The sequence below is a fragment of the Micromonospora sp. HB375 genome, from assembly GCF_017872985.1.
GTDB classification, from domain to species: domain Bacteria; phylum Actinomycetota; class Actinomycetes; order Mycobacteriales; family Micromonosporaceae; genus Micromonospora; species Micromonospora chalcea.
Genome location: NZ_JAGGJO010000001.1, coordinates 699,485 through 718,849 on the forward strand (window position 1 = coordinate 699,485; position 19,365 = coordinate 718,849).

Genomic DNA, 19,365 nt, shown 5'->3' on the forward strand with positions numbered 1-19,365 from the left:
TCATGATCGCCGCGCCCTGAGCCGGGCGGGCGGGAGGGGGGAGGGGAGTGCGGGGCGTCAGGCGGGGATGGGGAGGGAGGACGGGCTGGCGGGGCGCTGGCGCTTCGGGGGGTCGGCGGGGCGGGTCACCGCGGTCGAGCCGCGTACCACCAGCTCGGGCCGGAACAGGTACTCGGAGTTCGGGGAGGGGTGGCCGTTGATCTCGTCGACCAGGGCCCGCACCGCCGCCACCGCCATGGCGGCCACCGGCTGGCGCACTGTGGTCAGTGGCGGGTCGGTGAACGCCATCAGCGGGGAGTCGTCGTACCCGACCACGGAGACGTCGTCGGGCACCGACAGGCCGCGCTGGCGGGCGGCCCGGATCGCGCCGAGCGCCATCAGGTCCGAGCCGCAGACCAGTCCGGTCACGCCGCGTTCGATGAGCCGGCCGGCGGCGGCCTCGCCGCCCTCGACGCCGAACAGCGACAGCTCGGTCAGCTCCGTCAGCTCGTCGGAGGTGATGTCGGTGAGGCGCCCCATCGCGGCCTTGTAGCCGGCGACCTTGCGCTGCACCGGCACGAACCGGTCCGGGCCGGTGATCAGGCCGATCCGGCGGTGCCCGAGCGCGACCAGGTGGGCGACCGCCAGTTCGGCGGACTCCCGGTCGTCGCAGGAGACGAACGGCGCGGGGATGCCCGGCGCGTACCCGTTGATCATGACGATCGGCAGCGGCCGGGCCAGCAGCGTGCGGTAGCGGTCGTGGTCCGCGGCGGTGTCGGCGTGCAGGCCGGAGACGAAGACGATGCCGGAGACCTGCCGGTCCAGCAGCATCTCCACGTACTCGTCCTCGCGGACGCCGCCCGGGGTCTGCGTGCAGAGCACCGGTGTGTAGCCGGTGGGGGCGAGCGCGGACTCGATGATCTGGGCGAACGCCGGGAAGATCGGATTGTCCAGCTCCGGCACGACCAGGCCGACCAGTCCGGCGCTGCGCTTGCGCAACCGGGCCGGACGTTCGTACCCGAGCACATCGAGGGCGGTGAGGACGGCCTGCCGGGTCTCGGGGGCCACGCCGGGGCGGTCGTTGAGCACCCGCGACACCGTGGCCTCGCTGACTTCGGCCTGTTGGGCGATGTCGGACAGTCGAGCGCGCATGTGCGGCACTTTAGCCCAACGGCAAAGTCTTGCGTACACTTCTGCAAGCCCTTCCATTCTCTGCAACCTCTTGCTAGCGTCCCCGCAACATGCGAGAGCAGCGGCGCAGCACCCCTGTGCCGGTCAGCAAGAAATTTCAGAGGTTTCCACTGGCGGGCCGCCCTTCCCCCGGCGGGCCGCCATGACGACAGGAGTACCGATGCGCATCCGTACCGCGGGTGTGGTCGCCGTCCTCGGCCTGGCGCTCGCCGCCTCCGGCTGTGGTGACAGCGGCAGCGACGACAAGCCGGCCGCCGGCGAGTCCGCCAAGGCGACCGGCGGCAAGCTGGTCATCTGGGCCGACGACAAGCGCACGGCCGCCCTCAAGCCGTTCGCCGAGGAGTTCGGCAAGGAGAACGGCGTGACCGTCGAGGTCCAGGCCGTCTCCAAGGACCTGCAGACCAACTTCGTCACCGCCTCGCAGCAGGGCAGCGGCCCGGACGTCGTGGTCGGCGCGCACGACTGGATCGGCAACCTGGTCCAGAACGGCGCCATCGACCCGGTGCAGCTCCCGGCCGAGCAGAAGAGCGGCTTCAACGAGACCGCGATCAAGGCCGTCACGTTCAACGGCCAGCTCTACGGCGTGCCCTACGCCACCGAGAACGTCGCGCTGATCCGCAACACCGAGCTGGCCCCCGAGGCGCCGAAGACGATCGAGGACCTGGTCGCCACCGGCAAGAAGCTCAAGGCCGAGAAGAAGGCCAGCGAGATCCTGTGCCTGCAGTCCGGCCAGAACGGCGACGCCTACCACATCTACCCGCTCTACACCTCCGGCGGCGGCTACCTGTTCGGCACCACGGCGAACGGCGACTACGACCCGAAGGACCTGGGCGTGGGCAAGCCGGAGTCGATCGCTGCCTTCCAGAAGATCGCCAAGCTGGGTGAGAAGGGCGAGGGTGCGCTGAAGCGCTCCATCACCGGCGAGAACTCCATCGCCACCTTCACCGGCAAGAAGTGCGCGTTCCTGGTCTCCGGCCCGTGGGCAGTGGCCGACGCCAAGAAGGCCAACATCTCCTACGACATCTCCCCGGTCCCCGGCTTCGCCGGTGGCCAGGAGGCCCAGCCGTTCGTCGGCGTCCAGGCGTTCTACGTGGCCGCCAAGGGCAAGAACAAGGCCCTGGCCCAGGAGTTCGTCACCAACTACGTGACCAAGCCCGAGCTGGCCGTCGCGCTGTACAAGGCCGAGCCGCGCCCGCCGGCGCTGACCGCCGCCTTCGACCAGGTCAAGGGCGAGGACCCGGACCTGGCCAAGTTCTCCGAGGCCGGCAAGAACGGCCAGGTGCTCCCGGCGATCCCGGCCATGGCCGCGATCTGGGACCCGTTCGGCAAGGCGGAGGCCGCCATCATCGGCGGCGCCGACCCGGCCAAGACGATCACGGCCGCCGGCAAGACCATCCAGGGTCAGATCAAGTAATGAGCGCGCCGCTGTCCGGCCCGGGGTCTGCACCGCAGGCCCCGGGCCGGGAGCCCGCACGCCCCGGGCTCCCGCGCACGTCCCGTACCGCGCGGCAACACGCGCCGATCACCGCGACCGGCCTCGTCGTCAAGGTGGTCCTGCTCGGCCTGGTGGCCGGGATCGCGATCTGGGCGGCCTTCCCGCTCATCGAGGCCGAACACTGGATCGGGCTGGGCATCCTGGTGGCCACCACCGCCGGCCTGTTCTACCTCTACCTGAGCCGCCGGCACATTCCGGCCAAGTACCTGGTCCCCGGCACGCTCTTCCTGATCGCCTTCCAGGTCTTCCCGGTGCTCTACACCGCGAGCACCGCGTTCACGAACTTCGGCGACGGCCACCGCGGCAGCAAGGACGACGCGATCGTCGCCGTGCAGACCTCCTCGGTGAAGCAGGTCCCCGGCTCGACCGAGTACAACCTCACCATCGCCACGAAGGGCGACCCGGCGAGCGGCCCCCTGGTCTTCCTGCTCAGCGACCCGAAGACCAAGGACGTCTTCGCCGGCGACGCGGACGGGCTGCGCAAGCTGGACGCCGCCGACGTCGAGGTGAGCAGCCTCAGCGGCAAGATCACCGCCGCGGACGGCTACACCCTGCTGAACATCGGGCAGGCCAGCAGCCGCAGCGACGCCGTCACCGCGCTCATCGTGCCCACCGACGAGGGCGCCATCCGCTCCAACGGCCTCACCCGGGCCTACGAGGGCAAGGCGATCCGGGCGTACGACGCCGGCTGCGACTGCGTCAAGGACAGCGAGACGGGCATGACGTGGACCGCAGACGAGGAGTCCGGCTCCTTCGTCGCCGCCGACGGCGAGCGTCTCGCCCAGGGCTGGAAGGTCGACGTCGGGCTGAAGAACTTCAGCACCGTCCTCACCGACCCGAACATCTCCGGCCCGTTCTTCGGCACGCTGGCCTGGAACTTCGCGTTCGCGATCGGCTCCACCGGCCTGACGTTCCTGCTCGGCATGGCCATCGCGCTCGCGCTGCACTCACCCCGGATGCGGGGTACCAACTTCTACCGGGTGCTGCTGATCCTGCCGTACGCCATGCCGTCGTTCGCGATGCTGCTGATCTGGCGGGACATGTTCAACACCGACTTCGGCCTGCTCAACAACCTGTTCGGGCTGGACGTCGACTGGTTCGGCGGCAACTGGTCGGCCCGGATCGCGGTGCTGCTGGTGCAGCTCTGGCTCGGCTACCCGTACATGTTCCTGGTCGCCACCGGCGCGTTGCAGGCCATTCCGCGGGAGCTGACCGAGGCGACCTCGGTCGACGGCGCGTCGCCCTGGCAGTCGTTCCGGTCGGTCACCCTGCCGCTGCTGCTGGTGGCGCTCTCGCCGCTGCTGATCGCGTCGTTCGCGTACAACTTCAACAACGTCAACGCGATCCTGTTCACCACCGAGGGCGGCCCGTTCGCGCCGGACAACCCGACGAACGGCGCCACCGACCTGCTGATCACCTACACGTACCGGCTCGCGTTCGGCGCACAGGGCGCCGAGTTCGGCCTGGCCGCCACCGTCTCGATCTTCATCTTCGCGATCGTGGCGACGGTGTCGGCGATCAGCTTCCGGCGGACCCGTAAGCAGGAGGAGGTGTACTCGTGACCACAATCGCGCGGAAGCCCACGGCCACCCGCACGCCGGCCCGCCGCTCGCGTGGACGCTGGTTCGCGCAGGTCGGCTGGCGGCACGTGGTGGGCGTGCTGGCGGTGGCGTTCAGCCTCTTCCCGATCCTGTTCGTGATCTCGGCGGCGCTCAACCCGCTCGGCACGCTCTCCTCCACCGAGCTGCTGCCGACCGGCGCGTCGCTGGAGAACTTCACGAACCTGTTCGACCGGACCGCGTTCGGCCACTGGTTCCTCAACTCGCTGCTGCTGGCGGGCGTGGCCAGCTTCGCGTCGATCTTCCTGTCGTCGCTCGCGGCGTACGCGTTCTCCCGGATGCGCTTCGCCGGGCGCCGGGTCGGCCTGCTCGCGCTGCTGCTGATCCAGATGTTCCCGCAGTTCCTGGCGATCGTGGCGATCTTCCTGATCTTCACCACGCTCACCGACCTCTACCCGGCGATCGGGTTCAACACCCCGTGGGGCCTGTTCCTGCTCTACATGGGTGGCGCGCTCGGCGCGAACACCTGGCTGATGAAGGGCTTCTTCGACACGCTGCCGAAGGAGCTGGACGAGTCGGCGACCATGGACGGCGCGTCGCACGTGCAGGTCTTCTTCCGGATCATGCTGCCGCTGGTGGCGCCGATCCTCGCGGTGACCGGCCTGCTCGCCTTCATCGGATCGATCAACGAGTTCATCATCGCCAACGTGTTCCTCACCGAACCCGAGGCGAAGACGCTCGCGGTCGGCATGTACGGCCTGGTGGCCGGCGAGCGCAACAACAACTTCGGGATGTTCGCGGCGGGCACCCTGCTCACCGCGATCCCGACGGTGCTGGTGTTCCAACTGCTCCAGCGCTACATCGTCTCCGGACTCACCTCCGGAGCGGTAAAGGGCTGAGCCTCCTCGGCTCACGCTGCGGCAAGGGCGTCGTGTCGGCGTACACCGGAGCGGTTCTCGGGCGGACCGCCGCGGTCGGGTGAAACCGATCGCGGCGGGTGCCCGCCCCTCTCCCTGTCGGTACGACGCGAAAGGCAGCACCATGTCCCTTCAGCCGCACCACGACGGCTCCGCCACCTACGTCCCGGAGCAGGAGCCCGCGCTCGGGCAGACCGTCCCCGTCTTCGTCCGGGTGCCGGCCGGATCCGGCGTCTCCCAGGTGCACGTGCGCACCACCGGCGACGGCGAGCCGCGCTTCGCCGAGGCGCGGGTCGACCGCACCGACGGCGGCGACGTGTGGTGGCGGGCCGACGTCGAGGTCCGCAACCCGGTCAGCAACTACCGCTTCCTGCTCGACGGTGAACGCGGCGCCCGCTGGCTCAACGCCGCCGGCCTGGCCGGGCACGACGTGCCGGACAACGGCGACTTCAAGCTGGTCAGCTACGCCCCGCCGCCGGCCTGGGCCCGGGACGCGGTGATCTACCAGATCTTCCCGGACCGGTTCGCCCGCTCGGCCGCCGCCGACGGCCGGACCGTGCCGGACTGGGCCATCCCGTGTGACTGGGACACCCCGGTCGTCGGCCGCGGCCCGGAGACGCCCCGCCAGTTCTACGGCGGCGACCTCGACGGCGTCACCGAACACCTGGACCACCTGGACCGGCTCGGCGTCAACACCGTCTACCTGACGCCGGTGTTCCCGGCGCGCTCCAACCACAGGTACGACGCGTCGAGCTTCGACACCGTCGACCCGCTGCTCGGCGGCGACGCGGCGCTGGCCCGGCTCGCCGACGCGGTGCACGCCCGGGGCTGGCGGCTGCTCGGCGACATCACCAGCAACCACACCGGCGACGCCCACGACTGGTTCACCGCCGCCGTCTCCGACGTCAACGCGCCGGAACGCGAGCTGTACTACTTCGACCTGCCCGGCTCGGACTACGAGTCGTGGAACGGGGTGAAGTCGCTGCCGAAGCTGAACTGGGGCAGCGCCGAACTGCGCCGCCGGTTCGCCACCGCCGAGGACTCGCTGCTGCGCCGCTGGCTGCGCCCGCCGTACGGGCTGGACGGCTGGCGGGTCGACGTGGCGAACATGACCGGGCGGCGGGGCGCTGACGCGTACACCCACGAGGTGGCGCGGCTGCTGCGCGAGGTGGTGGCCGAAACCCGGCCGGACGGGCTGCTGCTCGCCGAGCACGGCCACGACCACACCGGTGACCTGGACCGCGACGGCTGGCACGGGACGATGAACTACGTCGGCTTCACCGACCCGGTCTGGTCCTGGCTGCGGCACGGCGACGACCCGGTGCCGAACTTCCTCGGCACCCCGGGCGGGGTACGGCGGCGCGACGCGGGCGCGGTGCTCGCCACCATGAACACGTACCGGTCGCTGGTGTCGTGGCGCTCGTACACGCACTCGTGGCAGCTGCTCGGCTCGCACGACTCGGCCCGGATCCGCACCGTGGTCGGCGACGCGGCCCGGCAGGAGGTGGCGGCCGGACTGCTCGCCACCATGCCCGGCACGCCCGTGGTCTTCGCCGGGGACGAGCTGGGCCTGACCGGCACCAACGGGGAGGGCTCGCGTACGCCGATGCCGTGGCACCGGCGCCAGAGCTGGGACCGGCGCACGTTCGAGGCGTACCGGTCGTTGCTGACGCTGCGCCGCGACGAGCCGGCGCTGCGGCACGGCGGCCTGCGCTGGGTGCACGCGGACGCGGACACGCTGGTCTTCCTGCGCGAGGCGCCCACGTCGACGGTGCTGGTGCTGGCGAGACGTGCCCCCGGCACCCCGGTCCGCCTGGCCGGAGTGGGCGCCGCAGAGAACGTCTACGGCAACGCCCCAGCTCTCCACCCCGACGCCGACAACAAGGTGACCCTCCCCGCCGAGGGCCCCACGTTCCAGGTCTGGCGCCTCCGCTGACCCCGGGCCCTCGCGATCTTGCGGTTTCGGCCCGTGCCGTGCGGCTTTCGCACCGTATGCCGGGGCGGTAACTGCAAGATCGCGGGGGAGGGGTCACGGTATGACGGCAGGTCGGCCGGGTCATTACTACAAAGCGTCGTTGATGGGGGAGGATGGGCCGCGTGGAAGCTCTTCGACTGATTCTTCTCTACGTCCATCTGATCGGTTTCGCGCTGCTGCTCGGCGGCGCGATCGCCCAGTACGTCTCCGGCAAGCTGCGCATCAACGCGGCCATGCTCTGGGGCGCGATCATCCAGATCCTCACCGGCATCGGGCTGTCCGCCCCGCTGCGGGACGGGGACGAGCCGGCCCCGGCGAAACTTGTTACCAAGTTGGTGCTCGCGCTGCTCATCTTCGTCATGGTCTTCTTCTCCCGTAAGCGGGAGACCGTCAACCGCGGCCACTTCCTCGCGATCGTCGGGTTGACGCTGGTCAACGCTGCCGTCGCGGTGTTCTGGCGTTAGTTCGCCGCCAGTCGGGGAAGCTGCGGGAAACGGACGTTCGCGACACCATCGCGCACGCCCACCGGCCGGATAAGTGACCTGCCCCACCCAAGGGTTACACCGGGGTAACGGACGCTCAACAGTCGTGCACGATTGTCGGCCGGTGGGTGGGCGCGGGCGTACGCTCCCGTCCGTAACGTGGGACGCCGGCCGCACATCGCAGGCCGGCGCAAGGGCTGCGCACCGCGCACAACGCGGTGTGCAAGGGGAAGGAGACGTCTTGCGCTCTGTGCGTGGGATGCGGATTGCCTCCGTCATTGCGGCGGGTGGACTCGTGCTGGGCGCTGCCGCGTGTGGTGAGGCTCCGGACGACGACAACAACGCCGGCGGCGACGGCGGCAAGAAGTTCAGCGCCTGCATGGTGACCGACGTCGGCGGCGTCGACGACAAGTCCTTCAACGCCTCGGCCTGGAAGGGCCTGCAGGAGGCGAAGAAGGAGAACGACAAGATCGACATCAAGTACGTCCAGTCGAAGGCCGAGGCGGACTACGAGGTCAACCTGACCGGGTTCGTCAACCAGAAGTGCGACTTCATCCTGGCCGTCGGTGGCCTGATGTCGGACGCCACCAAGGCGGCGGCTGAGAAGAACCCGAACCAGCAGTTCGCGATCGTCGACGCCAACCCGGGTGTGTCGAACGTCTACCCGATGCAGTTCGACACCGCGCAGGCCGGGTTCCAGGCCGGCTACCTGGCCGCCGGGATGAGCAAGTCCGGCAAGGTCGGCACCTACGGCGGCCTGCCGATCCCGCCGGTCACCATCTTCATGGACGGCTTCGCCGACGGCGTGGCGTACTTCAACAAGGCCAAGAGCAAGAACGTCCAGGTGCTGGGCTGGGACAAGGCCACCCAGAAGGGCTCCTTCGCCAACTCGTTCGAGAAGCAGGACGAGGGCAAGAAGGTCTCCGACGCGCTCGTCGCGCAGGGTGCCGACATCGTGATGCCGGTCGCCGGTGGCGCCGGTCTCGGCACCACCTCCGCGGCCAAGGCCTCGGGCGGCAAGTACTCGGTCGTCTGGGTGGACATCGACGGCTGCGAGAGCACCCCGGACTGCTCGGCGATCCTGACCACCGTCGTCAAGAACATCCCGGACGCCGTCAAGGAGGCCGCGCTGAAGGCCGCCAGTGGCGAGAAGCTCCAGGCCACGCCGGGCTTCGTGGGCACGCTCGCCAACAACGGCGTCTCGATCGCCCCGTACCACGACTTCGACAGCAAGGTCCCGGCGGACCTGAAGGCCGAGGTCGACAAGATCAAGGCGGACATCGCCGCCGGCACCATCACCGTCACCTCGAAGGCCCAGCCGACCAAGTGACGGTCCCGCCGGCCGCCGCGGTGCGATCATCGGCAGCGGGGGCCGGCGGCCACCAGGTTTGACGATCCGGCCGTCCCGGCGCAACGGGGAAGGTACCCCGAGCGCCGGGGCGGCCGATCAGCTTGACTCCCCCCGACATCCCCACCCGGCGTGGTGGCGGCGCGGCAGGTCGCTACGCTGCACCATCGCTCGCACTCCAGGAGGTTGCGCTGAGACTCGAACTGCGCGGCATCACCAAACGGTTCGGTGATCTGGTCGCCAACGACCACATCGACCTGACGGTGGAGCCTGGAGAGATCCACGCCCTGCTCGGCGAGAACGGCGCCGGCAAGTCGACCCTGATGAACGTGCTCTACGGCCTCTACCAGCCGGACGAGGGCGAGATCCTGGTCGACGGCAAGCCGCTGAAGCTGAAGGGCCCGTCGGACGCGATCGCCGCCGGGATCGGCATGGTGCACCAGCACTTCATGCTGGTGCCGGTCTTCACCGTGGCGGAGAACGTGATGCTCGGCGCCGAGCAGGTCCGGGGGCCGTTCGCCGGCATCCTCGACCGGCGACGGGCCCGCCGCGAGGTCGCCGAGGTGTCCGAGCGGTACAACCTGCGGGTCGACCCGGACGCGGTGATCGAGGACCTGCCGGTCGGCATCCAGCAGCGGGTGGAGATCGTCAAGGCCCTCACCCGCGACGTCGACCTGCTGATCCTCGACGAGCCGACCGCCGTGCTCACCCCGCAGGAGACCGAGGAGCTGCTCGCGGTCATGCGGTCGCTCAAGGCCGCCGGCAAGTCGATCGTGTTCATCACCCACAAGCTGGGCGAGGTGAAGGCCATCGCCGACCGGATCACCGTGATCCGGCGCGGGAAGACGGTCGGCACCGCCGAGCCGAGCGCCAGCCGGGACGAACTGGCCGCGCTGATGGTGGGCCGCAGCGTCCGGCTGACCGTGGACAAGAAGCCGGCCACCCCCGGCAAGCCGGTCCTGGAGGTCTCCGGCCTGGTCGTGGACGACGACCGGCAGGTACGCGCGGTCGACGGCGTCGACCTGACCGTGCACGCCGGTGAGGTGCTCGGTGTCGCGGGCGTGCAGGGCAACGGCCAGACCGAGCTGATCGAGGCGATCATGGGCCTGCGCCCGGTGCTCGCCGGCACGATCAGCCTGGACGGCGAGCCGACGCACGGCTGGTCGACCAAGAAGGTGCTCCACGCCGGCGTCGGCTACGTGCCGGAGGACCGCAGCGTGGACGGCCTGGTCAAGGAGTTCTCCGTGGCGGAGAACCTGGTGCTGGACATCTACGACCGGCCGCCCTTCGGCAAGGGCCTGTCGCTGAAGCCCGAGGCCATCGCGAAGTCGGCCCGGGAGCGGATCGAGCAGTTCGACGTCCGTACCTCCTCGGCCGACGCCGCGGTCGGCACGCTCTCCGGCGGCAACCAGCAGAAGGTGATCGTGGCCCGGGAGCTGTCCCGGCCGCTGAAGCTCTTCATCGCGGCCCAGCCCACCCGGGGCGTGGACGTCGGCTCGATCGAGTTCATCCACAGCCGGGTCATCCGCGAGCGGGACATCGGCACCGCGGTGATGGTGGTCTCCAGCGAACTGGACGAGGTGATCGGCCTGGCCGACCGGATCGCGGTCATGTACCGCGGCCGGATCATCGGCATCGTCGGCCCGGACACCCCGCGCGAGGAGATCGGCCTGCTGATGGCCGGCATCACCCCGGACGCCGCCACCCCGGACGCCGCCACCGCGACCGAGGGCGGCCCTGGCAACGAGGACGAGGCATGACCAACCCGAACCCCGTCTCGGGCTCGCCGGACAAGGAACCGGCGACCGAGGCGCAGGAGTCGCTGAGCGAGGCCCGGGCGACGCCGACGCAGCCGGCCGGTGACACCGAGCAGACGGTGCCCGCGACTGCGACCGCGAAGAGGCCGGACCCGGCCGGGGAGTCCCGTCCCGGCATGGGCCGGATGTTCCTGGACAACCTCTGGGCGGCCAACACGGTCACCGTGACGGTGCTCGCGGTGCTGCTGGCCATGGTGGTCGGCGCGGTGCTGATCATCGTGTCCGACCCGGAGGTGCTGGCCACCTACAGCTACATCACGGCTCGCCCCACGGACGCGCTGAACGCCAGCTGGACTGTGGTCAGCGAGGCGTACGCGAACCTGTTCAAGGGCGCGATCTTCGACCCGGACGCGGTCGGCTTCACCGCCGTCATGAGCCCGATCTCGGAGACGCTCACCTACGCCGCGCCGCTCGTCTTCACCGGCCTGTCGGTGGCGCTGGCCTTCCGCGGCGGCCTGTTCAACATCGGCGCCCAGGGCCAGGCGACGATCGCCGTCATCCTGGCCGCCGTGGCCGGCTTCGCGCTGCCGCTGCCGCCCGTCGTGCACCTGCTGGTGGCGCTGATCGCGGGCGCGCTCGGCGGCGCGCTCTGGGGCTTCATCCCCGGCATCCTCAAGGCCCGGGCCGGCGCGCACGAGGTGATCAACACGATCATGCTCAACTACGTGGCGGTCTACTTCCTGTCCTGGATCATCGTCCAGAACGGGGTGCAGAACCCGAACCGGTCGGACGCGATCAGCAAGCCGGTCGACTCCACCGCGCAGCTGCCCCGCCTGCTCGGCGACGACCTGCGGGTGCACGCCGGCATCCTGCTCGCGGTGGCGGCCACCTGGTTCATCGCCTGGCTGCTCAACCGCTCCACGCTCGGCTTCGAGCTGCGGGCGGTGGGCGCGAACCCGGACGCGGCCCGCACCGCCGGCATCAGCGTGACCAAGACGTACGTGCTGGTGATGGTGCTCGCGGGCATGCTGGCCGGTCTCGGCGGCTCGACCATGGTGCTCGGCACCACCGCTACCGCGCTGACCCCGCTGGTGATCGCGCAGATCGGCTTCGACGGCATCCTGGTCGCGCTGCTCGGGCGCGTGAAGCCGTGGGGCGTGCTGCTGGCCGCGCTGCTGTTCGGCGCGCTCCAGGCCGGTGGCAACCGGATGCAGTCGTACTCCGGCATCTCGCTGGAACTGGTCACCGTGCTCCAGGCGCTCATCGTCATCTTCATCGCCGCGCCTGCCCTGGTGAAGACGATCTTCCAGCTCCGGGCGGCCCGCGCCGCCCGGTTGCAGACGAGCCTCGCGAAGGGCTGGTGAGCATGTCCACCACCGCTGTCCCCGAGGTCGCCGTTACCGCGGTCGACGAGGGTTTCTGGACCCGTAACCGGAAGATCGGCGTGGTCCTGCTGGCGCTCGGCGTGCTCGCGGCGGTGCTGTTCGGCGCGCTCGCGACCGACCAGCACGCCCGGTTCACGCTCAGCGAGACCGAGGGCGGCGCCGCCCTGGAGATCAACGGTACGGTCGGCGCGATCCTGTTCGGGCTGATCACCGCCGCGGCCGGAGGCGCGCTGCTGGCCGGTGTGCCGAAGCGCTGGTTCGCGCTGCTGCTCGGCGCCGGGCTGGTCGCCTTCGTGCTGAGCTTCCTGTGCTGGCAGGTCTCCGCCGCGCCCGAGGGCCGCAACTTCATGCCGCTGGTGAACGTCGTGCGCGGCACGTTCATCCTGGCCCTGCCGCTGATCTTCGGCGCGCTCGCCGGTGTGCTCTGCGAGCGCTCCGGCGTGGTGAACGTGGCGATCGAGGGCCAGCTCCTGATGGGCGCGTTCTCCGGCGCGCTGTTCGGCAGCATGTCCGGCAGCGTCTGGGTCGGCCTGGTGGCCGCCGCCATCGGTGGCGCGTTCATCTCGTTCCTGCTGGCCGTGTTCTCCATCCGCTACCTGGTCGACCAGGTGGTCATGGGCATCGTGCTCAACCTGCTCGCGGTCGGCATCACCGGCTTCCTCTACGAGCGGCTGATGCAGACCGACGCGGCGAAGTACAACAGCGCGCCCCGGTTCGGCAACTGGGAGATCCCGCTGCTGTCCGACATCCCGCTGATCGGTCCGGCGCTGTTCCGGGGCAACATCTTCCTCTACCTCGGCCTGCTGCTGGTGCTGGTCATCCACCTGGCGCTGTTCCGTACCCGGTGGGGCCTGCGGACCCGCTCGGTCGGCGAGCACCCGACCGCCGCCGACACGCTGGGCGTGAAGGTGCTGCGGCTGCGCTACCGCAACGTGATCCTGGCCGGTCTGGTGGCAGGTGTCGGCGGCGCCTCGTACACGCTGGCGCTCTACTCGTTCACCAAGAACATGATCGGCGGTAAGGGCTTCATCGCCCTGGCCGCGCTGATCTTCGGCCGGTGGAGCCCGACCGGCGCGCTGCTCGCGGCGCTCTTCTTCGGCTTCGCCGACCAGCTCGCCACCTACCTGGGCGCGATCGGCAGCAGCATCCCGAGCCAGTTCCTGGCGATGCTGCCGTACCTGGCGACGATCCTGGCCGTGGCCGGGCTGGTCGGCAAGGTCCGGGCGCCGGCCGCCGACGGCAAGCCGTACATCAAGGGCTGACCGCCCGCCGCGACACCGTGCCCGGCGGGGCGACCCGCCGGGCATCGTCGTCTCCGGCCGCGCCGCGACCGATCGGCGCAAATTGGGCAGAATGGGGGTCGTGATGGAGATCGACTGGGAGCGGCTGCGGGCCGCCGCCACCGAGGTCATGCGGCATGCCTACGTGCCGTACTCGAAGTTCCCGGTGGGCGCCGCCGCGCTCGTCGACGACGGCCGCGTCGTGGTCGGCTGCAACGTGGAGAACGCCGGATACGGCGTGACGCTCTGCGCCGAGTGCGGCGTGGTGTCGCAGCTGCACGCGACCGGCGGGGGCCGGATCGTGGCGCTGTCCTGCGTCGACGCCACCGGCGAGCCGCTGATGCCGTGCGGCAGGTGCCGGCAGTTGCTGTGGGAGCAGGGCGGGCCGGAGTGCCTGGTCGAGTCGAAGGGCGGGCCGCTGCGGATGGCCGAGCTGCTGCCGCACGCCTTCGACGTGGCCGACATCGAGGCGGTGACCGGCGAGCACCCGGTGCCGGTGGTGCCGGACCGGCTGGCCGCCTGGCGGGGCCGGGGCACCGTGTTCGTGCACCCCGACCTCTCGGCCGGGCAGCAGGTCTGGACGGCGTACTGGGAGCGGTCCTCCGGCGGCGCCGAGGACGCCGAGACCGGCGTGCTGGAGGAGGGCTCGACCTGGGACGACCCGGCGAGCGCGATCGAGTGGGGGTTGGCGCGTACGCCGCGCGTGGTGGTGGTGGATGCTTCGGGCACTGTCTTCTGGGCCGGTGAGGGTGAGCCTCCCTCGGAGATTCCGGTTCGTTGGGGTTGAGCTGGGGGGAATCGGGCCGAGGGTGCCCGGCTCCGGGCGGTCAGGCTTGATCCCTCCGCCGGTCACCCTCGGCCCGATTCCTCGACGGTCACCGTTCGCTGGTGGGTGCGGCCAAGCGCGATTACTGATTGGATCTTGTAAGTGAGTGCTTTTACGGCGGTTGACGTCATTCGGGCCAAGCGGGACGGGGGTGTGCTGAGCGAGGGGCAGATCGACTGGGTGGTCGACGCGTACACGAAGGGTCTGGTCGCCGACGAGCAGATGTCCGCGCTGGCCATGGCGATCCTGCTGCGCGGCATGACCGCGCCGGAGATCGCCCGGTGGACCGCCGCCATGATCGCCAGCGGCGAGCGGCTCGACCTGTCGCCGGTGGCCCGCCCGACAGTGGACAAGCACTCCACCGGCGGTGTCGGTGACAAGATCACCCTGCCGCTGACCCCGCTGGTCGCCGCCTGCGGCGCGGCCGTCCCGCAACTGTCCGGCCGGGGCCTGGGCCACACCGGCGGCACGCTGGACAAGCTGGAGTCGATCCCGGGCTGGCGGGCGGCGCTCACGAACGACGAGTTCATCGCGCAGCTCCGCGACGTGGGCGCGGTGATCTGCGCGGCCGGCGACGGGCTCGCCCCGGCCGACCGCAAGCTGTACGCGCTGCGCGACGTCACCGGCACCGTCGAGGCGATCCCGCTGATCGCCAGCTCGATCATGAGCAAGAAGATCGCCGAGGGCACGGGCGCGCTGGTGCTCGACGTGAAGGTCGGCCCCGGCGCGTTCATGAAGAACGCCGACGACGCCCGCGAGCTGGCCCGCACCATGGTCGAGCTGGGCGGCGCGCACGGCGTACGGACCGTCGCCCTGCTCACCGACATGTCCACGCCGCTCGGCCTGGCCGTCGGCAACGCGGTCGAGGTGACCGAGTCGGTGGAGGTGCTGGCCGGTGGCGGCCCGGCCGACGTGGTGGAGCTGACGCTGGCGCTGGCCCGGGAGATGCTCCACGCGGCCGGGCTGCCCGACGCCGACCCGGAGGCGGCGCTGCGCGACGGCCGGGCGATGGACGCCTGGCGGACGATGATCCGGGCGCAGGGCGGCGACCCGGACGCGCCGATGCCCACCGCGAACGAGGTCGAGGTGGTCACCGCGGCCGAGGACGGCTGGGTCGCGGAGCTGGACGCGTACGCGATCGGGGTGGCCGCCTGGCGGCTGGGCGCGGGCCGGGCCCGCAAGGAGGACCCGGTGAGCATCCCGTCCGGCGTGGTGCTGCACAAGCGACGGGGTGACCGGGTGCGTGTCGGCGACCCGTTGTTCGAGCTGCGCGCCGAGCACGCCGAGCGGATCCCGGCCGCGCTGGCCGAGGCGCGCGAGGCGGTGCGGATCGCGCCGGACGCGCCGGAGGCGACGCCGCTCGTCATCGAGCGGATCGGCTGAGGGCCATGGTGCCGGGCCGGTCGGAGTCGCTATCCTCCCAGGCCAGGGGGGACCGACCGGCGAGGACCCGAACAGACAGGGACTGACCGTGCGCGTATCCGCCCCCGACCCCCGGGCCGTCCGGGAGGCGAGCCTGGACGAGCTGTCCCGGCTGGGCCTGCCGCTGCCCCCGCCGCAGTTCCCGCTGGTCTGGGAGCCGGGCGACGAGATCGAGCTGCGTCCGACGCCGGAGGTCGAGGCCCGGATCGCGGTGCTGCACGTGATCCTGGCCCGCTGCTTCGGCATGCCCGCGCAGGCGGCGATGAGCTGGCTGCTGGAGTCGCACCTGGTCGATTCGGTGACGCCGCCGGAGTGGCAGTTCGTGATGGGCGGCCGGGGTGACCACAGGTCGTTCGTGCTGCACCACGACGCGCTGTTCTCGCTGGCCTGGGTGCTCGGGCTGGCGAAGGAGCTGGACCCGACGGTGCCGGTGGACGAGCGGCTGGTCGAGCGGATGCCGAACCTGGTGGCGGGGGAGACGTTCGCCCAGTGGCAGGCCCGGATCCTGGCCGCGCCGCAGCACCCCGGGGACGCCGCGGCGCTGCTCGACCTGCACTACTGCCTGGACTGGGCGTACCTGGAGACGGAGAAGGCCGGCGGCGCGCTGCCGGGCCTGGTGGACGCCAACGCGATCGGTCAGCGCCGGTGGGCGCTGGAGTGGGCGGTGGTGCTGCGCGGGCCGTACCACGACGAGCCGCCGGGCTGGGAAGAGGTCGACCTCTCCACCTGAGCCGGGTCAGCGCGGGCGGTGCACGCCGAGCCGGACCGAGAGCGTGACCGGGACCGGCTCGGGCAGCGCGGCGATGCGCGCGGCGAGCCGTTCCGGTTCGGCGTGCCAGGCGCTCGGTCCCATCCCGACGAGCGTGGTGACCTCGGCGCGGGTCAGCGCGAGGCGGGCCCGGTGCCCGGTCGCGGACTCCTCGGCGAAGTGGGCGCCGAGGCTGCCCGCGACCCGGTCGGCTTTGGCCGGGTCCACCCGCAGCAGGTCCAGCGCCTCGACCAGTTCGGCCAGGTGGTCGGCGGCCGGGGTGACGACGAGCAACGCGCCGCCGGGGTCGAGCACCCGGTGGAACTCCGGGCCGTTGCGCGGCGCGAACACGTTCAGCAGCACGGCCACCGACCGGTCGGCCAGCGGCAGGCGCTGCCAGGTGTCGGCGAGCGCGGCGGCGGCCCGCGGGTGGGCGCGGGCCGCGCGGCGCAGCGCCGGCTTGGAGACGTCCAGGGCCAGGCCGGCGGCCTCCGGCAGCGCCGCCAGCACCGCCGCGAGGTAATGCCCGGTCCCGGCGCCGGGCTCGACCACCAGGGGGTACGGGTCGACGCCCGCGACGCGTACCGCTGTGGTCGCGAGCGCGGCGGCGACGGCGTCGTAGTGGCCGGCGGCGAGGAAGTCGGCGCGGGCGGCGACCATCTCGGCGCTGTCCCCGGTGTGCGGGGAGCGGCCGGCGAGCAGGTTGACGTACCCCTGCCGGGCGGTGTCGAAGCTGTGCCCGCGGGGGCAGCGCAGGGCGCGGGTGGTGCCGGCGGTGGCGGCGGTCAGCGGTTCGGCGCAGACCGGGCAGCGCAGCCGGGCGAGGATGCGGTCGTCCACGCCTCAGTCCTTCGCTTCCGGGCGGCCGGTGGGGCGGCCGGTGAGGTGGTCGACCACCCGGTGGCTGAGCGTGCCGAGCGCGGCCAGCTCCGCCGGGGTGAGCAGGTCGATCAGGTGCCGGCGTACGGCGGCGACGTGCCCGGGCGCGGCGGCCTCGACGGCCTGGCGCCCGGCCGGGGTGAGCGTGACGACCGAGCCGCGGCCGTCGGTGGCGCACTCCTCCCGGGTGACCAGGCCACGCTGCTGCATCCGGGAGATGTGGTGGGACAGGCGGCTGCGGGACCAGAGCATGCGGTCGGCCAGCTCGCTGAGCCGCAGCCGCTGCTCCGGGGTCTCGGACAGGTCGCTCAGGACGTCGTAGTCCGGCTCGGAGAGGCCGGCGTCCTGCATCAGTTCCCGGGCCAGTTCCAGGTCGAGCAGGCGTCGCATGCGGCGGTAGCCGCGCCACGCGCGGTCCTCCTGCTCGTCCAGCCAACGCGGTTCGTCCACGGACCGATCCTACCGGTGTTGTTGACATGTCACCAAGTTGCGGTCTAGCTTGATGACATGTCAACCAAACTGCCGTCGCGGCTGGTGCGGCTGTTCGCCGGCCTGGGCCTGTTCGGCGTCAGCGTCGCGCTGATGGTCCGCGCCGACCTCGGGCTCGCGTCCTGGGACGTGCTGCACCAGGGGCTCGCCGAGCGCACCGGCCTGCCGATGGGCGTGCTGGTCAACGGCGTGGCGCTGCTGGTGCTGCTGCTGTGGATCCCGCTGCGGCAGCGCCCGGGGGTCGGCACCGTGGCGAACGTCGCGCTCGTCGGCCTGGCCCTCGACGCGACGCTGGCGCTCCTGCCGCCGGTCGCCCCGCTCGCCGGCCGGATCGGTCTGCTGGTCGCGGGCGTCCTGCTCAACGGCCTCGCCACCGCGCTCTACCTCGGCGCCCGCCTCGGCCCCGGCCCGCGGGACGGGCTGATGACCGGCCTGGCCGCCCGCGGCCTGCCGCTCGGCCCGGCCCGCACCGCGATCGAGGTGACGGTGCTGGCCGTCGGCTGGCTGCTCGGCGGCGTCGTCGGCCCCGGCACCCTGCTCTACGCGATCGGCATCGGGCCGATCGTCGCCTGGCTCGTTCCCCGGCTCACCGCGCCGGCCCCGGCCGCCGCCCCGACAGGAGTGACCTCACCATGCCCCGCCTGAACGTCGTCGTCGCCAGCACCCGCCCCGGCCGGGTCGGCCGTCGCATCGGTGACTGGTTCACCGCCGCCGCCGTCCGCCACGCCGGCTTCGACGAGGTGCGCCTGCTCGACCTGGCCGAGGTCGGGCTGCCCTTCCACGACGAGCCGCACCACCCGTCCGAGCGGAACTACGTGCACGAGCACACCCGCGCCTGGAGCGCCGAGATCGACGCCGGGGACGCCTTCGTGCTGGTGATGCCGGAGTACAACTACGGCTTCAGCGCGCCGCTGAAGAACGCGATCGACTACCTCTACCACGAGTGGCAGCACAAGCCGGTGGGCTTCGTCAGCTACGGCATGACCTCCGGGGGCCTGCGCGCGGTGCAGATGATCAAGCAGGTGGTGACCACGCTGAACATGACCCCGGTCAACGACCAGGTGGTCGTCTTCCTCCGGCAGGCGCTGGACGAGTCGGGCGAGCTGCGACCCGACCCCGGCCGCGAGGAGGCCGCCGCGCTGATGCTGGATCAGCTCGCCCGGCTGGCCGCCGCGCTCGCCCCGCTGCGGGTGACCGCATGAGCGCCCGGCTGTGGGAGCTGTTCGGCGAGCGCGGGCGCGGGGTGCTCGTCACCCTGCGCCGCGACGGCCGGCCCCAGCTGTCCAACCTCGACTACCTGGCCGAGCCCGGCCTGATCCGCTGCTCCACCACCGACGGCCGGGCGAAGGTGCGCAACCTGCGCCGCGATCCCCGGGCCAGCTTCCACGTGACCACCGACGACGGCGGGGCGTACGCCGTGGCCGAGGGCACCGTGACGCTCACCCCGCCGGCCGCCGCCATCGACGACGCGACGGTCGACGAGCTGGTCGAGGTGTACCGGCGCATCCGCGGCGAGCACCCGGACTGGGCCGAGTACCGGGACGCCATGGTGGCCGACGGGCGGGTGGTCCTGCGGCTGGCGGTGGAGCGGGTGTACGGCTGGCGGCCCTGAACCGGCCCGGTCCACCGCCGC

At 71.5% G+C, this 19,365-nt stretch carries 18 protein-coding genes; 15 read left to right on the top strand and 3 right to left on the bottom strand.

The window, feature by feature from the left end; all coding sequences use genetic code 11:
• Nucleotides 1-57 precede the first annotated feature (57 nt).
• Nucleotides 58-1,131 (bottom strand): LacI family DNA-binding transcriptional regulator, encoded by a 1,074-nt coding sequence (locus J3R08_RS03520; protein WP_209959968.1) that lies wholly within the window; start codon nt 1,129-1,131, stop codon nt 58-60.
• A 199-nt stretch (nt 1,132-1,330) separates the two neighbouring features.
• Between J3R08_RS03520 and J3R08_RS03525 the strand changes: the two genes are divergently transcribed.
• The 12 genes from J3R08_RS03525 (at nt 1,331) to J3R08_RS03580 (ending at nt 16,346) form a co-directional block, all read left to right on the top strand.
• A complete protein-coding gene (locus tag J3R08_RS03525) occupies nt 1,331-2,584 on the top strand; it encodes a maltose ABC transporter substrate-binding protein (protein ID WP_043326783.1) in 1,254 nt (417 codons plus the stop codon).
• Nucleotides 2,584-4,227 (top strand): ABC transporter permease subunit, encoded by a 1,644-nt coding sequence (locus tag J3R08_RS03530; RefSeq protein WP_209959970.1) that lies wholly within the window; start codon nt 2,584-2,586, stop codon nt 4,225-4,227. The genes J3R08_RS03525 and J3R08_RS03530 overlap by 1 nt, the downstream gene beginning before the upstream one ends.
• Nucleotides 4,224-5,123: a sugar ABC transporter permease gene (locus J3R08_RS03535; RefSeq protein ID WP_043326779.1), complete on the top strand. Its 900-nt coding sequence runs from the start codon at nt 4,224-4,226 to the stop codon at nt 5,121-5,123. Before J3R08_RS03530 ends, J3R08_RS03535 begins: the two co-directional genes overlap by 4 nt.
• Before the next feature lie 142 nt (nt 5,124-5,265).
• Nucleotides 5,266-7,077: a glycoside hydrolase family 13 protein gene (locus tag J3R08_RS03540; RefSeq protein WP_209959972.1), complete on the top strand. Its 1,812-nt coding sequence runs from the start codon at nt 5,266-5,268 to the stop codon at nt 7,075-7,077.
• Nucleotides 7,078-7,238: 161 nt separating this feature from the next.
• The gene (locus J3R08_RS03545; protein WP_043330653.1) at nt 7,239-7,580 is read left to right on the top strand and encodes a hypothetical protein; all 342 of its coding nucleotides are present in this window, start codon (nt 7,239-7,241) and stop codon (nt 7,578-7,580) included.
• A gap of 277 nt (nt 7,581-7,857) precedes the next feature.
• Nucleotides 7,858-8,928, top strand: coding sequence for a BMP family protein (locus J3R08_RS03550; protein ID WP_043326775.1), 1,071 nt, complete (start codon nt 7,858-7,860; stop codon nt 8,926-8,928).
• Between the two features lie 122 nt (nt 8,929-9,050).
• Nucleotides 9,051-10,706, top strand: a complete 1,656-nt coding sequence (locus J3R08_RS03555; RefSeq protein WP_043326773.1) for an ABC transporter ATP-binding protein — start codon at nt 9,051-9,053, stop codon at nt 10,704-10,706.
• A 173-nt stretch (nt 10,707-10,879) separates the two neighbouring features.
• Entirely contained in the window at nt 10,880-12,067 is a 1,188-nt protein-coding gene (locus J3R08_RS03560; protein WP_369830096.1) for an ABC transporter permease, read from the top strand.
• Between the two features lie 2 nt (nt 12,068-12,069).
• Nucleotides 12,070-13,350, top strand: coding sequence for an ABC transporter permease (locus tag J3R08_RS03565; protein ID WP_043326769.1), 1,281 nt, complete (start codon nt 12,070-12,072; stop codon nt 13,348-13,350).
• A gap of 103 nt (nt 13,351-13,453) precedes the next feature.
• Nucleotides 13,454-14,155 carry a cytidine deaminase gene (locus J3R08_RS03570; protein ID WP_043330652.1) on the top strand — a complete coding sequence of 234 codons (702 nt, stop codon included), beginning with the start codon at nt 13,454-13,456 and terminating at the stop codon, nt 14,153-14,155.
• A gap of 141 nt (nt 14,156-14,296) precedes the next feature.
• Nucleotides 14,297-15,577, top strand: a complete 1,281-nt coding sequence (locus tag J3R08_RS03575; RefSeq protein ID WP_209959974.1) for a thymidine phosphorylase — start codon at nt 14,297-14,299, stop codon at nt 15,575-15,577.
• A gap of 88 nt (nt 15,578-15,665) precedes the next feature.
• Nucleotides 15,666-16,346: a DUF4272 domain-containing protein gene (locus J3R08_RS03580; protein ID WP_043326765.1), complete on the top strand. Its 681-nt coding sequence runs from the start codon at nt 15,666-15,668 to the stop codon at nt 16,344-16,346.
• A 6-nt stretch (nt 16,347-16,352) separates the two neighbouring features.
• On the opposite strand, the gene J3R08_RS03585 is transcribed toward J3R08_RS03580, so the two are convergent.
• Both J3R08_RS03585 and J3R08_RS03590 read right to left on the bottom strand, forming a co-directional pair.
• Nucleotides 16,353-17,204 (bottom strand): putative RNA methyltransferase, encoded by an 852-nt coding sequence (locus J3R08_RS03585; protein WP_209959976.1) that lies wholly within the window; start codon nt 17,202-17,204, stop codon nt 16,353-16,355.
• Between the two features lie 3 nt (nt 17,205-17,207).
• On the bottom strand, nt 17,208-17,693 hold the full coding sequence (locus tag J3R08_RS03590) for a MarR family winged helix-turn-helix transcriptional regulator (RefSeq protein WP_043326762.1): 486 nt from the start codon (nt 17,691-17,693) through the stop codon (nt 17,208-17,210).
• Nucleotides 17,694-17,750: 57 nt separating this feature from the next.
• Between J3R08_RS03590 and J3R08_RS03595 the strand changes: the two genes are divergently transcribed.
• Genes J3R08_RS03595 through J3R08_RS03605 form a run of 3 tightly spaced genes read left to right on the top strand, consistent with a single transcriptional unit; the run spans nt 17,751 to nt 19,344 of the window.
• Entirely contained in the window at nt 17,751-18,377 is a 627-nt protein-coding gene (locus J3R08_RS03595) for a YitT family protein (protein WP_209959978.1), read from the top strand.
• Nucleotides 18,365-18,934 carry an NADPH-dependent FMN reductase gene (locus tag J3R08_RS03600; protein ID WP_043326759.1) on the top strand — a complete coding sequence of 190 codons (570 nt, stop codon included), beginning with the start codon at nt 18,365-18,367 and terminating at the stop codon, nt 18,932-18,934. Before J3R08_RS03595 ends, J3R08_RS03600 begins: the two co-directional genes overlap by 13 nt.
• Complete coding sequence (locus J3R08_RS03605) at nt 18,931-19,344, top strand: PPOX class F420-dependent oxidoreductase (protein ID WP_069087173.1); 414 nt, start codon at nt 18,931-18,933, stop codon at nt 19,342-19,344. Before J3R08_RS03600 ends, J3R08_RS03605 begins: the two co-directional genes overlap by 4 nt.
• The last annotated feature ends 21 nt before the right edge of the window (nt 19,345-19,365 follow it).